Here is a 12,240-nt window from a genome sequence, read left to right on the forward strand (position 1 = left end):
AGCCACGTCTGACCACCGCGCGAAGCGATCCCGCCTTAATCGGTGATCAGGTCACCAGCCAAAGAGTTCGTTGACGACGCGCTGATTCGCACCCGTGCGACAGTGCCCAACAGCGCGGTCGGCGCCTGAACATGCACCGCATGCAAATAGTCCGACTTGCCGATCAACTGCCCATCAAGGCGGCCCTGCTTTTCAAACAATACGCCAACCTCGCGGCCGACCATGCTGTTCTGAATTTCCACCTGCTGGCGCGTCAGCAGCGCCTGAAGACGCTGCAGCCGTTCGCCCTTAACATCTTCGTCCACCTGTTCACGCTCTGCCGCGGGGGTACCCGGACGGGTGGAGTATTTGAAGGAATAGCATTGGCCGTAACGAACCTCTTCGACCAAAGCCAATGTATCCTCAAAATCCTGATCCGTTTCACCGGGGAAACCCACGATAAAATCGCCCGACAACAGGATGTCTGGGCGCGCTTCGCGGAAGCGTTCGATAAGGCGGATGTATTCCTCGGCGGTGTGCTTGCGGTTCATCGCCTTAAGCACCTTATCGCTGCCAGATTGCACCGGAAGATGCAGATAGGGCATCAGCTTTTCACAATCGCCATGCGCCGCGATCAGGTCGTCATCCATGTCGTTCGGGTGCGAAGTGGTGAAACGAATGCGCTTCAACTCTTCGATCTTAGCAAGCTCGCGGATCAGTTTGGACAGCGTCCAATCGCCGTCGGCCCCTGCCCCGTGATAGGCGTTAACGTTCTGACCAAGCAGCGTAATTTCACGAACACCACGTTCAACCAGATCGCGCGCTTCCGTCAGCACGCGTTCGGCGGGGCGGCTTACCTCGGCCCCGCGGGTATAGGGCACAACGCAAAAGGCGCAGAATTTATCGCACCCTTCCTGAACCGTCAGAAACGCGGTTGGGCCGCGGCTGGCTTTGGGTCGCTTGGCAAGGTGTTCGAATTTGTCTTCCTCGGGGAAGTCAGTGTCGAGAGCTTTGGCCCCCTCACGCGTCTTCGCCTCCATCTCGGGCAAGCGGTGATAGCTTTGCGGACCAACGACCAAATCAACCGCCGGCTGGCGGCGCATAATCTCTTGCCCTTCGGCTTGCGCAACACATCCTGCAACGCCGATTTTAAGATCAGGGTTCGACGTTTTTAGCCCCTTCAACCGGCCAAGTTCCGAATAAATCTTTTCAGCCGCCTTTTCGCGGATGTGGCAGGTGTTCAAAAGGATCATGTCCGCATCGTCTGCGGTTTCAGTTTGCACATAGCCCGACCCGCCCAGCGCCTCGGCCATGCGTTCGCTGTCATAGACATTCATCTGGCAGCCATAGGTCTTGATGAACAATTTCTTCGGATCAGACATGATACTCGCGCCCTTTTCTTAAGCCTCGCGTCCTACACAAACGCGCGCCTGCCCGCAACGCTTGCAATACCATCCGATATACTGGATTTTCCGATGGCGCCATTTAGCGCGGGAACAACAAGGGCCTAGGATGAACTACAGCGGGATAAGCGATTTTCTGGCAAACGGCGCGGCGGCGCTGGCCAAGGGCCCAATCGCGATTATCTGCATCGAAGATCTGGTCGAGGTCGAGGCAACCATACGGCATCACCTTAACCTTGGCTTTGCTTCGGTCGTTCTCCTCGCTCCGTCAGAGCTGGAGCTGCCTCTGGATCTTGCAGAACGGGTACATTGCGTCACCATGGATGTGCATCGTGACGGCAGTTTCCTCTATGCCATGAACAAGATCATTCCGGCGGCACCTGATAAGTGGCTTTATTACTGCTACAACACAGAGTTCCTGTTCTTCCCGTTTTGCGAAACCCGCACGATCGGCGAAATGCTTGCCTTTCATACCGAAGAACGGCGCGCGGCGATGGTGACCTATGTCATCGACCTTTACGCCGCCGACCTAGAGCAGCACCCCAACGCGGTTTCGTTGGAAACAGCGCTGATCGATCGGTCGGGATATTACGCCTTGGGCCGCAAAGACCCCGATACCGATGAGCAAAAAGAACGCCAGCTTGATTTCTACGGTGGTCTCAGATGGCGGTTTGAAGAACATGTTCCCTTCGCCCGGCGCAAAATCGACCGGATCGCACTTTTTGTCGCAAAACCGGGGCTGGAACTGAAAGACGACCACACATTCAACGATGAAGAATACAACACCTACGCCTGCCCGTGGCACCACAACCTGACGGCGGCCATCTGTTCGTTCAGAACGGCTAAGGCCCTGAAAACCAACGCGGGATCTTCGTTCGACATCTCGACCTTCAAGTGGCATAACTCGGTCGAGTTTGAGTGGGGGTCGCAGCAACTTCTTGACCTTGGCCTGATGGAGCCGGGGCAATGGTTTTGACAAGCGTTTTGGTAATTTCCCCTGCCACCATCGTTCCAATTGATATTGTAATGTGAATGTGTAAACCCATCTTCGAGCTAAGCCAGCAGGGCAACCGAGTAGGATTTTTAACACTATTCGGCCATTCCCACGCCAAAATACTTGCAAACAAGCGGTGTTAGTTTATCCGACTTGAAAACTAAGAAAAACGAAGGCCGTATGACACTTATCAACGACCCCAAAACCTTCAACCCAACCGCAGCCTCTGCGCGCGCGTGGGTTCAAGTCCTCGCCAAATACCGCGAACCCAACCACTTTCGCAGTGTTTTCGAAATCGCAGTGACGATGGTTCCATTCTTTGCCCTTTGGGCGATTGCATGGTGGGCATTGTCGGTCAGTTACCTGCTGGCCTTTGCCATCGCATCGATGAACGCCTGGTTCTTGGTGCGCCTGTTTGCGATCCAGCATGACTGTGGCCACAGCGCGTTTTTCCGCAATCGCCATGTCAGCGACTGGGTTGGCCGCGCCCTTGGTGTGCTGACCCTCACCCCCTATGACGTTTGGCGGCGGTCGCATTCGATTCACCATTCGGCGGCTGGGAACCTTGATAAGCGCGGCATGGGCGACATCCACACCCTGACCGTAAACGAATACAGGGCCCTTTCGTTCTGGGGGCGCGTTGGTTACCGGCTGTATCGCAACCCGATCGTGCTTTTTGTGATCGGCCCTGCGTATATCTTTGTCATTCAAAACCGCCTGCCGCTTGGTTTCATGCGCGCCGGTTGGCAATATTGGGTCAGCGCAATGGGCACCAACATTGCCCTTGCCGCAATCATCGCCGGTATCATCTATTTCGGTGGCCTGATGCCGGTTCTGCTGATCTTCCTGCCGACCACACTTATCGCAGCATCCATTGGCGTTTGGCTGTTCTACGTACAGCACCAGTTCGAAGAAACCCACTGGGACCAAGACCAAGACTGGCAGCTGCATGACGCCGCCCTCCACGGCAGTTCGCATTATGTGATGCCTAAAGTGCTGCAGTGGCTTACCGCGAATATCGGCGTTCATCACGTACACCACCTTTACAGCCGCATCCCGTTCTATCGCCTGACAGAGGTTCTGCGCGACCACGCCACACTGGCCGAGGCACAGCGCCTTACGATCATGGAAAGCTTCGCCTGTGTGAAGTTGCAGCTATGGTGTGAAAAAGAGCGTCGGCTGCTCTCGTTCCGCCAAGCCCGCGCATTACACGGCGCGCTATAAGACAGAAATCCGGGGCGCTTTTATGCGCCCCTTTTTCTATCTGGGACTAACCTTTTGCCCCCGACATCCTGACGAGGGCGCAAAAACCATCGGTCAAAAAAGGCTGATGTTTCTGCAGGATAGACAGTTGGACGCTACGTCCCGCCACGCTGGCCTGCAAATCCAAGCGTTTTTCAGCTATAGTTTCACTTATTGTAGTAGTAATTTTTGGTGAAAAATATGCGGTACTTTATTTTAACAGCTGCACTAACTTTGTTGTCCACAGCCCATACAGCACATGCTGAAGACGGCAAATATTACCCCGGAACCATATGTCAGTACTGGAGCGCCTCTGAAAACACGAGCCGCTCTAATATGGGCATCTCGCAGTTTGGCTGGGTCAGCAACAAGGGAACCTCGGGAAGCCTTAGGGTCGTTTGCCCGCTGATCCGCGAACATCACGACGACGATATCTCAAGGGTCTTTGTCCAGGGCATGGATCCGGAGTGTGCTGAAGCACAAGAAAACGAAACATGCTCGCCAGCGATCACATGTAACATCAGCATTTCCAACAGGTTCGGTGATCCGGTTTCTGGCTCTCCTCACGGCTTTACGTTGAAACGAATTGACGAAGCAAACAACGGCAATAGTCTTGTCGCCCGCGCCGGCATCGGTGGCGGCAGAACAAATCTCAGCGTGCCCAAGGCCACAAGCTCGGGCGGCTTCTTTACCTACAACGTGTTCTGTCAAATCCCGCCGGGACAGCGCATTACAGGGCTATTGCTCGCCGAGGAATAAACCTGCACCAATTGGCGCGGCCCATCGTCAGACTCGGCTGTGGGCCGACGCTGTTAGACAATCTCGATTAAAGGAACGGACTTTAGGTCCGGCGCAGTCGGATCACCACGTCAACCTTGGCGATCTCAGCCCCTTCGGGCGCGTCGGGCAGGCCGGTGATTTGCAGCTTGTCCGCTGGCGCGTCGGTCAGTTCGCCGTCATCTTCCCAGAAGAAATGCGGGTGGTCGTGGGTGTTGGTGTCGAAATAGCTTTTCGAACCATCCACCATGACTTCTTGCATCAACCCCGCATCGCAGAACGCGCGCAAGGTGTTATAGACGGTCGCAAGCGACACCTTCTCGGAACATGCGGATGTGTCGGCAAACAGGCTTTCGGCTGTGACATGGCGGTGGCGCCCATCGCCCACCAGAAGCGATGCCAGCGCAACGCGTTGCCGTGTCGGGCGCAGCCCGGCACTTGCCAACCAATCTGTTCCGCGCTCAATCGCCTGTGGCGTCATCAGCCTGCATCCAATCATCTGTATGGGCTGTATATAAGCCCTGTTGTGCCTATGTTTCAATTGAATTTCGGTCGCAGGCAGATAACCCGCCCCCCTTTCGCAGCTATTGCATGCCCGTTATGGGCGATGGTAGAGGGGTTGGGACAACGATCACGAACGAAAAAGGGGCAAGGCTGAATGGCCGATTTTCCGAGTAGCTTTGACAAAGACGACCTTTTGAAATGCGCGCGCGGGGAGCTTTTCGGCCCCGGCAATCCGCAATTGCCTGCGCCCCCCATGCTTATGATGGATCGGATCACCGACGTCAGCGCAGATGGCGGTGAGTTCGGAAAAGGCCATATCGTCGCTGAATTCGATATCACACCGGACCTATGGTTCTTCGAATGTCACTTTCCCGGCAACCCAATCATGCCCGGCTGCCTTGGCCTTGATGGCCTGTGGCAGTTGACTGGCTTCAACCTTGGCTGGCGCGGCTGGCAAGGGCGCGGATACGCGCTGGGTGTTGGCGAAGTCAAACTGACCGGCATGGTGCGCCCAGATCGCAAGATGCTTAGATATCACGTGGACTTCACCAAAGCCATTCAAACGCGCCGCCTGACCATGGGCGTCGCCAATGGCTGGGTCGAAGCCGATGGTGAAGTGATCTATCAAGTGAAAGACATGAAAGTCGCACTTTCCGAAAGCTAAGGCTTCATTCGGACATACAATATAAGGAGCGTCCCCATGCGCCGCGTCGTCATTACCGGGATCGGGATCGTATCGCCGATCGGAAACAACGCCGAAGAAGTCGAAGCCAGCCTGCGTGCTGGCCGCTCTGGCATCACCGCCGAAGAGCAGTACAAAGAACACGGCTTCCGCAGTCAGGTCGCGGGTGTGCCCCAGATCGACCTTGCCGAAAACATCGACAAGCGGCAGCTGCGGTTCATGGGCCCCGGTGCGGCGTATAACTACATCGCGATGGAACAGGCGATCAACGACTCCGGCCTGGAAGACAGCGATGTTTCAAACGAACGCACTGGCCTGATCATGGGGTCCGGTGGGCCGTCCACATCGAACTTCTTTACGGCGTTCGACACGGTCATCCAAAAAGGCAGCCCAAAACGCATGGGCCCGTTCATGGTGACGCGCTGCATGTCGTCCACCACGTCTGCCTGTCTGGCGACTCCGTTCAAGATCAAGGGCGTTAACTATTCCATCACGTCGGCCTGTTCGACCTCTGCGCATTGCATCGGCAACGGTGTAGAGCAGATCCAGATGGGCAAACAAGACATCGTCTTTGCCGGTGGTGGCGAAGAGGTGGATTGGACCCTGTCCTGCCTGTTTGATGCGATGAACGCGATGTCTTCCAAATACAACGACACGCCCGAGCTTGCCTCGCGCCCGTTTGACGCCACGCGCGACGGGTTTGTGATTGCTGGCGGCGGCGGTGTTGTCGTGTTGGAAGAACTAAGCCACGCGCTGGCACGTGGTGCCAAGATTTACGGCGAAGTCACCGGTTACGGCGCAACGTCCGACGGGCACGATATGGTTGCCCCATCCGGTGAAGGCGGCGAACGGTCGATGAAACTGGCCATGTCCACCCTGCCCGAAGGCCGCAAGGTTGATTACATCAACGCCCACGGCACATCGACACCTGCGGGTGACGTGACCGAAATGAAGGCCGTGCGCCGCGTCTTTGGCGAAGGCAGCACACCACCCGTTGCTTCGACCAAATCGCTGACAGGCCACTCTTTGGGCGCGACAGGTGTGCACGAAGCCATCTATTCGCTGCTGATGATGAACGGCAATTTCATCGCGGCTTCGGCCAACGTCACCGAACTTGACCCCGAACTGAAGCCCGAGGAAATCGTGACCGAACTGCGCGAAGGCGTGGAACTGGACAGCGTTCTTTCCAACAGCTTCGGCTTTGGCGGCACCAACGCCACGCTTTTGATGAGCAAATATAACGGATGATCTTTCATGCCTGAATTGATGAAGGGAAAGCGCGGCCTTGTGATGGGCGTCGCGAACGAACGCTCAATCGCTTGGGGCATTGCCAAGGCGCTGGCCGAAGAAGGCGCCGAGCTGGCGTTTTCCTATCAGGGCGATGCGTTCGGTAAGCGGGTTGAACCGCTGGCCGCCAGCGTTGGCAGCGACTTCTTGGTTGATGTCGATGTAACGGACGACGCGTCGATGGATGCGGCATTTGCCGCGCTAAAGGAAAAGTGGGGGACGATTGATTTCGTCGTCCACGCCATCGCATTTTCCGACAAGAACGAACTGACGGGGCGTTTCATCAACACCTCGCGCGAGAACTTTAAAAACTCTCTCAGCATCTCGTGCTTTTCGCTAATCGATGTGGCGCGGCGCGCGTCCGAATTGATGCCCGAAGGCGGGTCGATCATCACGCTGACCTATGCGGGTTCGAACCGGGTAACGCCGTTCTATAACGTGATGGGCGTGGCAAAGGCGGCATTGGAAAGCGCCGTACGCTATCTGGCCAACGACCTTGGCCGCGATGGCATCCGGGTGAACGCGATTTCACCGGGTCCAATGAAAACGCTGGCTGGCGCAGCCATCGGTGGCGCGCGCAAGACTTTCCGCTATACCGAAGCGAACGCCCCCCTGCGTGAGAATGCGACGCTGGAGGCGATCGGCGGCACTGCGGTTTATCTGGCCTCTAAGCAAGGCGCTTGCACCACCGGAGAGATCATCATGGTCGACGGTGGCGTACACGTTCTGGGCATGCCGCAGCCCGAAAACCTGTAATACGAACGGGGCCGCCTTGGTGGCCCCATTCTTGAAATCCGCGTTCCGGCCAAAATTTCTTGTTCTTTTTGTCCGGTTCGGGCCATTCTCCCTTTTGTAAGTGTGTAAAAGGGGTTTTCCGATGGACCAGACGGTTTTCATCAATTTACCTATCACTGACATGAAAAAGGCCCGTGCGTTCTACAGCGCGATTGGCTTCGCCTTTGACGAACACTTTTGCGACGAAAAAACCGCCTGCGTCGTTATCTCGGAAACGATTTTCTTGATGATCATGACCCGCGAAAAATTCGCCGGTTTTGCGACCTTGCCCGTGTGCAATCCGAAGAAGGAAACCGGCGTACTGATCGCACTGTCGCGTGACAGCCGCGCCGCGGTGGACGCAATTACACAAGCCGCACTGGACGCCGGAGGGGCAGAGCCCAAAGAGCCCAAGGACATGGGGTTCATGTATAGCCGCACGTTCACCGACCCTGATGGCAACGTGTTTGAACCGATGTGGATGGATTTTGACGCGGCCCCCGCAGCGCCAGACGACTAACCCTGTGACGCCCTCGCAACAAAAGAGACCCATCTGAGCGTTTGGCCCACAAGCCACTTTCGCGACACATTGGTCGCTTAGCCGATTATCCATGGTTTTATTATTTTCAATCGCCCTTTGTGCACTGACCCTTTATTCGCTGCGCGGCGGCCTGACCCCATCGGGGCAAATGGCTGTTGCCGGATTTGATTTTCAGGGCTTCGCCCTTGGCGGCCTTGCCTTCGCTGCCGCAGCCTTTTTCTGGGGCCCGATGTACGGGCTGGCCTTGGTTCTATCCATCATGCTTCACGAATTCGGGCACGTCGCTGCGTTTCGCATTTGCGGGCATCACGATGCACGGTTCCGCCTGATCCCGCTGATGGGTGGCGTTGCGATTTCGGATCGCGCCCCCGACAGTCAGGGCGAGGACTTTTTCATCACCCTGATGGGCCCTGCCATCTGCCTTGCCCCAATGGTGCTGTCCTTCGTTCTGGCCGAGGTGGCAGAGCCGTATTCCTACACCGTGGCGGACTTTTTCTATACCTTCGGGTCTGTCACGGCTGCGTTGAACTTCTTCAACCTTTTGCCCTTCTGGCCGCTGGATGGCGGGCGCATGACGCGCAACATGACCTATGCATTCTGGCCCAGCGGCGCCCGTGCCCTAACCGTCTTGATGAGCGCGGCCCTTGCCGCCGCTGCCGTCGCGATGCAATCAACGCCGCTGTTGATCTTCGCGGTGTTCGGCGCGCAAAGCATCTATTCCATGACTCATCTGGACGCGGTTCAACGCCCAATGAAACGGATGCACGCGTTTCTGGCGGCATTGGCGTATTTCTTTACCGCTGCGGCGCATTTCGTGGGCGGGCTGTGGCTGATCCTGTGGTTTCTTTAACCCTGCTTAGGGGGCTGATCATTTGCCATTTCATCGCGCAGCTTCATCCAAGTAGAGCGATACCCTTCGGCATCACCAAAATCCGTGAACCGATCATACCGCGCGTGCGTGTCGGCCAACCGGCGTGAATGTTTGATGGGGCACCAGTATTGCTCTGTACGGCTGGCAACCTCGCGCACATATTCGACCAAGCCGTTGCAATAGCCGCAGTAGGTGCAGTTCAGTTTTTGTAAGCCGTTCAGATAGGCAAGGTGTTGTCGGTCAATGGCGATGTAATCGCCCCGCCGCACCTTCGCGATGCCGTAGACCGGAAAACAGATCGCCTGATAGATGCTGACAAACAGATCCAGCAAGGCAAACGGAATAATCAGGGAATAGATCACCGGCGCGGTCAGTATAACCATCGGCCGGGCGCGGCTTAGAAAACTGCGCAGGCTTTCGCGCGCTTCGCGATGGGAACGGCGCATGTCCTCTTCGAACACGACGCGGCGCTGTTCGACGCGATACCGAAACTCTGCCCGGCGCTCTTCTATCTCGTCTTTCAGGGCGTCCTGAAGTTCGTGAATGCGCTGAATAATCTTCTGGCGCTGCGTTTCCATAATCCCGGCCTTTCTGCGCATGTGATCCCAAAAGGAAAGCACATCGCCAAGGCCGGGAAAATGATTTGGGTCAGACGATTTCGACCAGTTCGAACGCGAAGGTCAGGTCTTTGCCAGCCAGCGGGTGGTTGGCGTCCAGCACGACATGTTCTTCCGTCACTTCGGCAACAGTCACCGGCATTACCTGCCCATCAGGGGATTGCATCTGAAGCTGGGTACCGATGTCCAACGGCAGGTCTGCAGGAACCTGTGCGCGTGGGATCGCCTGTTTGGCGTCTGGGTTGTGGTCGCCATAAGCTTCGCCACATGGGATTTCGACAGTCTTCTTTTCACCAGCGGTCATGCCGGGGATGGCTTTATCAAGGCCCGGAATGATCTGGCCGGAACCAACAGTGAATTCCAGCGGGTCGCGCCCGGCAGAGCTGTCAAAGGTTGTGCCATCGGCCAAGGTGCCGGTGTAATGAATGCGAACTGTGTCGCCCGATTTTACCTGGGTCATCGCGTCTCTCTTTGGTGTGATGAATGAATTTGCAGAGGCCGCGCGATGCTTGCGCAGGTGCTCTGAGCGTTGTGCAAACCTAAAAGACCTGAGGCTGGTGTAAAGCCGTTAGTCCATTGGCTCTGGCGTCATCAGGCCAACCATCGCCCCGGCAGGGTCATATACGATGGCGATCCGCCCGGTGCCCGGAATGTCAAACGGGGCCTGATGGACCCGCCCGCCGATCTTTTCAGTTTGGGCAACCGCCGCGTCCACGTCATCCACGGCAAAATAGCTAAGCCAATAGGATTGCGTTTCAGGTGGCATATCCGTCGCGCCGATATCCATAAGGCCTGCGGTCGGCTTTCCGTCCTGCATCGCGATGTAATAGGTCATCTTACCCATTGGCTGTTCGCTGATCGTCCAGCCGCATGTGGTTTTGTAATATTCAAGCGCGGCGGGCACATCGCGGGTCATCAATTCGGTCCACCAGACCTTGCCGTGATTGTCAGACATAATTCTCTCCTCAAAATACAGGGCCAAGCATACACGATTCTACGAATTGCGGGTTTTCTGTTTCGCCCCACCTGTGCAAAGCTCCGCACAAAGGGAGGCCACAATGACCATCACCACCTGTGTATTCGATGCCTACGGAACCCTGTTCGATGTCACCGCCGCCGCACGCGAGGCCGCCGCCGAACCCGGAAACGAGGCATTGAAAGGCATCTGGCCCAAGCTGGCGAACGACTGGCGGTTGAAACAGTTGCAATACACATGGCTGCGGGCGGTGACAGGCGATCACACCGATTTCTGGGAGGTCACCCAAAACGGCCTTGATTGGGCGATGGAGGCAGCGGGCCTGTCCGATGCCGCCCTGCGCGAACGCCTGCTGGCGCTTTATTGGGAACTGTCCGCCTACCCCGAGGTGCCAGAAATGCTGGCCCGCCTAAAGGCCGCCGGGATGAACACGGCGATCCTGTCCAACGGTTCCCCCGACATGCTGGACGGCGCGGTGCAATCCGCAGGCGTGGGCGACGTGCTGGACGATGTTTTATCGGTGGAAAGCGTCGGTGTCTTTAAGCCCCACGCGTCGGTCTATGACCTTGTCGGCAAGCGGTTTGGTTGCGCCAAGGATCAGGTGTTGTTCGTGTCGTCCAATGGGTGGGACGCGGGCGCGGCGACTGGATACGGCTTTATCACCGCATGGGTTAACCGCGCAGGCGAACCGGTGGATCGCCTGCCATGGGTGCCCGCGCACATACTAAGCGACCTAACCACAATCCCAGAACTAGCATCGAGGGTCTGATGGAATTCTTCACCGCTGACGATGGCGCAAAGATCGCCTTTCGCGATACCGGAAACGGGCAGCCGTTGCTGTGCCTTGCCGGGCTTACCCGCAACGCGACGGATTTTGATTATCTGGCCCCGCATCTGGATGGCGTGCGCATGATCTGCATGGATTATCGCGGGCGCGGCGCGTCAGACTGGACCGGGGCAGAAACCTATAACGTCCCGCGCGAGGCGCAGGATGCCATCCAGCTGTTGGATCATCTGGGCCTTGGCGCGGTGCCCATCCTTGGCACCTCGCGCGGGGGGCTTGTGGGGATGGGCCTTGCCGTTGGCACGCCGGATCGCGTGGCGGGCCTATGCCTGAACGACATCGGCCCAGTGATCGAACGTGGCGGGCTGGAACGGATATTCGACTACGTCGGTCGCAACCCTTCCTCTGGCAGCTATGAAAGCGTCGCGGCCTCGATGGAACGGATGATGGACGGGTTCGCCAACCTTCCCGAAGGCCGCTGGCTGGAGGAGGCGCGAAAGCACTACGTCGAAACGCCAGAGGGCATGAAGATCAATTATGACCCAGCCCTGCGGGACGCGTTCTTAGAGGCGTTCAACGGCGAACAGCCCGACCTTTGGCCGCTGTTCGCGGCGCTTGCCGATAAACCTGTGGCGCTTATCCGTGGCGCGAATTCTGATTTGTTATCTGCCGAGGTTGCCGCCGATATGGCCAAACGCCACCCCGGGATGATCCACGCCGAAGTACCCGACCGCGCCCACATTCCGTTCTTGGATGAACCCGAAGCGATCGAGGCCATCCGCGCCTTCATAAAGCAGTTCGCGTGAACA

Annotated in this window: 15 protein-coding genes; 10 read left to right on the plus strand and 5 right to left on the minus strand. The window is 57.1% G+C overall.

Features of this window, described 5'->3' with window-relative positions; genetic code table 11:
* Positions 1 to 35: 35 nt before the first annotated feature.
* A complete protein-coding gene (miaB, locus tag COL8621_RS12745) occupies positions 36 to 1,361 on the minus strand; it encodes a tRNA (N6-isopentenyl adenosine(37)-C2)-methylthiotransferase MiaB (protein ID WP_093967716.1) in 1,326 nt (441 codons plus the stop codon).
* A 130-nt stretch (positions 1,362 to 1,491) separates the two neighbouring features.
* Between miaB and COL8621_RS12750 the strand changes: the two genes are divergently transcribed.
* From COL8621_RS12750 to COL8621_RS12760, 3 genes are all read left to right on the plus strand, one after another.
* Entirely contained in the window at positions 1,492 to 2,358 is an 867-nt protein-coding gene (locus COL8621_RS12750) for a glycosyltransferase family protein (RefSeq protein ID WP_093967717.1), read from the plus strand.
* Between the two features lie 198 nt (positions 2,359 to 2,556).
* The gene (locus tag COL8621_RS12755) at positions 2,557 to 3,600 is read left to right on the plus strand and encodes a fatty acid desaturase (protein WP_093968570.1); all 1,044 of its coding nucleotides are present in this window, start codon (positions 2,557 to 2,559) and stop codon (positions 3,598 to 3,600) included.
* A gap of 219 nt (positions 3,601 to 3,819) precedes the next feature.
* Complete coding sequence (locus COL8621_RS12760; RefSeq protein WP_093967718.1) at positions 3,820 to 4,377, plus strand: hypothetical protein; 558 nt, start codon at positions 3,820 to 3,822, stop codon at positions 4,375 to 4,377.
* An 82-nt stretch (positions 4,378 to 4,459) separates the two neighbouring features.
* Here the strand turns inward: COL8621_RS12760 and irrA are convergent, their stop codons facing one another.
* Complete coding sequence (irrA, locus tag COL8621_RS12765; protein WP_093967719.1) at positions 4,460 to 4,876, minus strand: iron response transcriptional regulator IrrA; 417 nt, start codon at positions 4,874 to 4,876, stop codon at positions 4,460 to 4,462.
* Positions 4,877 to 5,053: 177 nt separating this feature from the next.
* Between irrA and fabA the strand changes: the two genes are divergently transcribed.
* The 5 genes from fabA to COL8621_RS12790 all read left to right on the plus strand — a co-directional run bounded on the left by fabA (position 5,054) and on the right by COL8621_RS12790 (position 9,033).
* On the plus strand, positions 5,054 to 5,563 hold the full coding sequence (gene fabA, locus COL8621_RS12770; RefSeq protein ID WP_093967720.1) for a bifunctional 3-hydroxydecanoyl-ACP dehydratase/trans-2-decenoyl-ACP isomerase: 510 nt from the start codon (positions 5,054 to 5,056) through the stop codon (positions 5,561 to 5,563).
* A 36-nt stretch (positions 5,564 to 5,599) separates the two neighbouring features.
* On the plus strand, positions 5,600 to 6,829 hold the full coding sequence (gene fabB / locus COL8621_RS12775) for a beta-ketoacyl-ACP synthase I (RefSeq protein ID WP_093967721.1): 1,230 nt from the start codon (positions 5,600 to 5,602) through the stop codon (positions 6,827 to 6,829).
* Between the two features lie 6 nt (positions 6,830 to 6,835).
* A complete protein-coding gene (locus COL8621_RS12780; RefSeq protein ID WP_093967722.1) occupies positions 6,836 to 7,624 on the plus strand; it encodes an enoyl-ACP reductase FabI in 789 nt (262 codons plus the stop codon).
* A 121-nt stretch (positions 7,625 to 7,745) separates the two neighbouring features.
* Positions 7,746 to 8,162 (plus strand): VOC family protein, encoded by a 417-nt coding sequence (locus tag COL8621_RS12785; RefSeq protein ID WP_093967723.1) that lies wholly within the window; start codon positions 7,746 to 7,748, stop codon positions 8,160 to 8,162.
* Between the two features lie 91 nt (positions 8,163 to 8,253).
* Positions 8,254 to 9,033 (plus strand): metalloprotease, encoded by a 780-nt coding sequence (locus tag COL8621_RS12790; RefSeq protein ID WP_093967724.1) that lies wholly within the window; start codon positions 8,254 to 8,256, stop codon positions 9,031 to 9,033.
* On the opposite strand, the gene COL8621_RS12795 is transcribed toward COL8621_RS12790, so the two are convergent.
* The 3 genes from COL8621_RS12795 to COL8621_RS12805 all read right to left on the minus strand — a co-directional run bounded on the left by COL8621_RS12795 (position 9,030) and on the right by COL8621_RS12805 (position 10,626).
* The gene (locus COL8621_RS12795) at positions 9,030 to 9,632 is read right to left on the minus strand and encodes a hypothetical protein (RefSeq protein ID WP_093967725.1); all 603 of its coding nucleotides are present in this window, start codon (positions 9,630 to 9,632) and stop codon (positions 9,030 to 9,032) included. The genes COL8621_RS12790 and COL8621_RS12795 overlap by 4 nt on opposite strands.
* A 70-nt stretch (positions 9,633 to 9,702) precedes the next feature.
* A complete protein-coding gene (locus tag COL8621_RS12800) occupies positions 9,703 to 10,131 on the minus strand; it encodes an FKBP-type peptidyl-prolyl cis-trans isomerase (RefSeq protein ID WP_093967726.1) in 429 nt (142 codons plus the stop codon).
* Positions 10,132 to 10,239: 108 nt separating this feature from the next.
* Positions 10,240 to 10,626 (minus strand): VOC family protein, encoded by a 387-nt coding sequence (locus tag COL8621_RS12805; RefSeq protein WP_093967727.1) that lies wholly within the window; start codon positions 10,624 to 10,626, stop codon positions 10,240 to 10,242.
* A 103-nt stretch (positions 10,627 to 10,729) separates the two neighbouring features.
* On the opposite strand from COL8621_RS12805, the gene COL8621_RS12810 reads away from it, so the two are divergent.
* Positions 10,730 to 11,416 (plus strand): haloacid dehalogenase type II, encoded by a 687-nt coding sequence (locus tag COL8621_RS12810; RefSeq protein WP_093968571.1) that lies wholly within the window; start codon positions 10,730 to 10,732, stop codon positions 11,414 to 11,416.
* On the plus strand, positions 11,413 to 12,237 hold the full coding sequence (locus COL8621_RS12815) for an alpha/beta fold hydrolase (protein WP_093968572.1): 825 nt from the start codon (positions 11,413 to 11,415) through the stop codon (positions 12,235 to 12,237). Before COL8621_RS12810 ends, COL8621_RS12815 begins: the two co-directional genes overlap by 4 nt.
* Positions 12,238 to 12,240 lie beyond the last annotated feature (3 nt).

The sequence above is a fragment of the Actibacterium lipolyticum genome, from assembly GCF_900184935.1.
In the GTDB taxonomy this organism is placed as follows: domain Bacteria; phylum Pseudomonadota; class Alphaproteobacteria; order Rhodobacterales; family Rhodobacteraceae; genus Actibacterium_A; species Actibacterium_A lipolyticum.

What these genes read in the sequence shown, in the direction of transcription:
- COL8621_RS12800 (WP_093967726.1), bottom strand. Translation starts at nt 10,131, where the DNA reads ATGACCCAGGTAAAATCGGGCGACACAGTTCGCATTCATTACACCGGC.
- COL8621_RS12755 (WP_093968570.1), top strand. Translation starts at nt 2,557, where the DNA reads ATGACACTTATCAACGACCCCAAAACCTTCAACCCAACCGCAGCCTCT.
- COL8621_RS12785 (WP_093967723.1), top strand. Translation starts at nt 7,746, where the DNA reads ATGGACCAGACGGTTTTCATCAATTTACCTATCACTGACATGAAAAAG.
- COL8621_RS12805 (WP_093967727.1), bottom strand. Translation starts at nt 10,626, where the DNA reads ATGTCTGACAATCACGGCAAGGTCTGGTGGACCGAATTGATGACCCGC.
- fabB (WP_093967721.1), top strand. Translation starts at nt 5,600, where the DNA reads ATGCGCCGCGTCGTCATTACCGGGATCGGGATCGTATCGCCGATCGGA.
- COL8621_RS12760 (WP_093967718.1), top strand. Translation starts at nt 3,820, where the DNA reads ATGCGGTACTTTATTTTAACAGCTGCACTAACTTTGTTGTCCACAGCC.
- COL8621_RS12795 (WP_093967725.1), bottom strand. Translation starts at nt 9,632, where the DNA reads ATGGAAACGCAGCGCCAGAAGATTATTCAGCGCATTCACGAACTTCAG.
- miaB (WP_093967716.1), bottom strand. Translation starts at nt 1,361, where the DNA reads ATGTCTGATCCGAAGAAATTGTTCATCAAGACCTATGGCTGCCAGATG.
- fabA (WP_093967720.1), top strand. Translation starts at nt 5,054, where the DNA reads ATGGCCGATTTTCCGAGTAGCTTTGACAAAGACGACCTTTTGAAATGC.
- COL8621_RS12750 (WP_093967717.1), top strand. Translation starts at nt 1,492, where the DNA reads ATGAACTACAGCGGGATAAGCGATTTTCTGGCAAACGGCGCGGCGGCG.
- COL8621_RS12810 (WP_093968571.1), top strand. Translation starts at nt 10,730, where the DNA reads ATGACCATCACCACCTGTGTATTCGATGCCTACGGAACCCTGTTCGAT.
- irrA (WP_093967719.1), bottom strand. Translation starts at nt 4,876, where the DNA reads ATGACGCCACAGGCGATTGAGCGCGGAACAGATTGGTTGGCAAGTGCC.
- COL8621_RS12790 (WP_093967724.1), top strand. Translation starts at nt 8,254, where the DNA reads ATGGTTTTATTATTTTCAATCGCCCTTTGTGCACTGACCCTTTATTCG.
- COL8621_RS12780 (WP_093967722.1), top strand. Translation starts at nt 6,836, where the DNA reads ATGCCTGAATTGATGAAGGGAAAGCGCGGCCTTGTGATGGGCGTCGCG.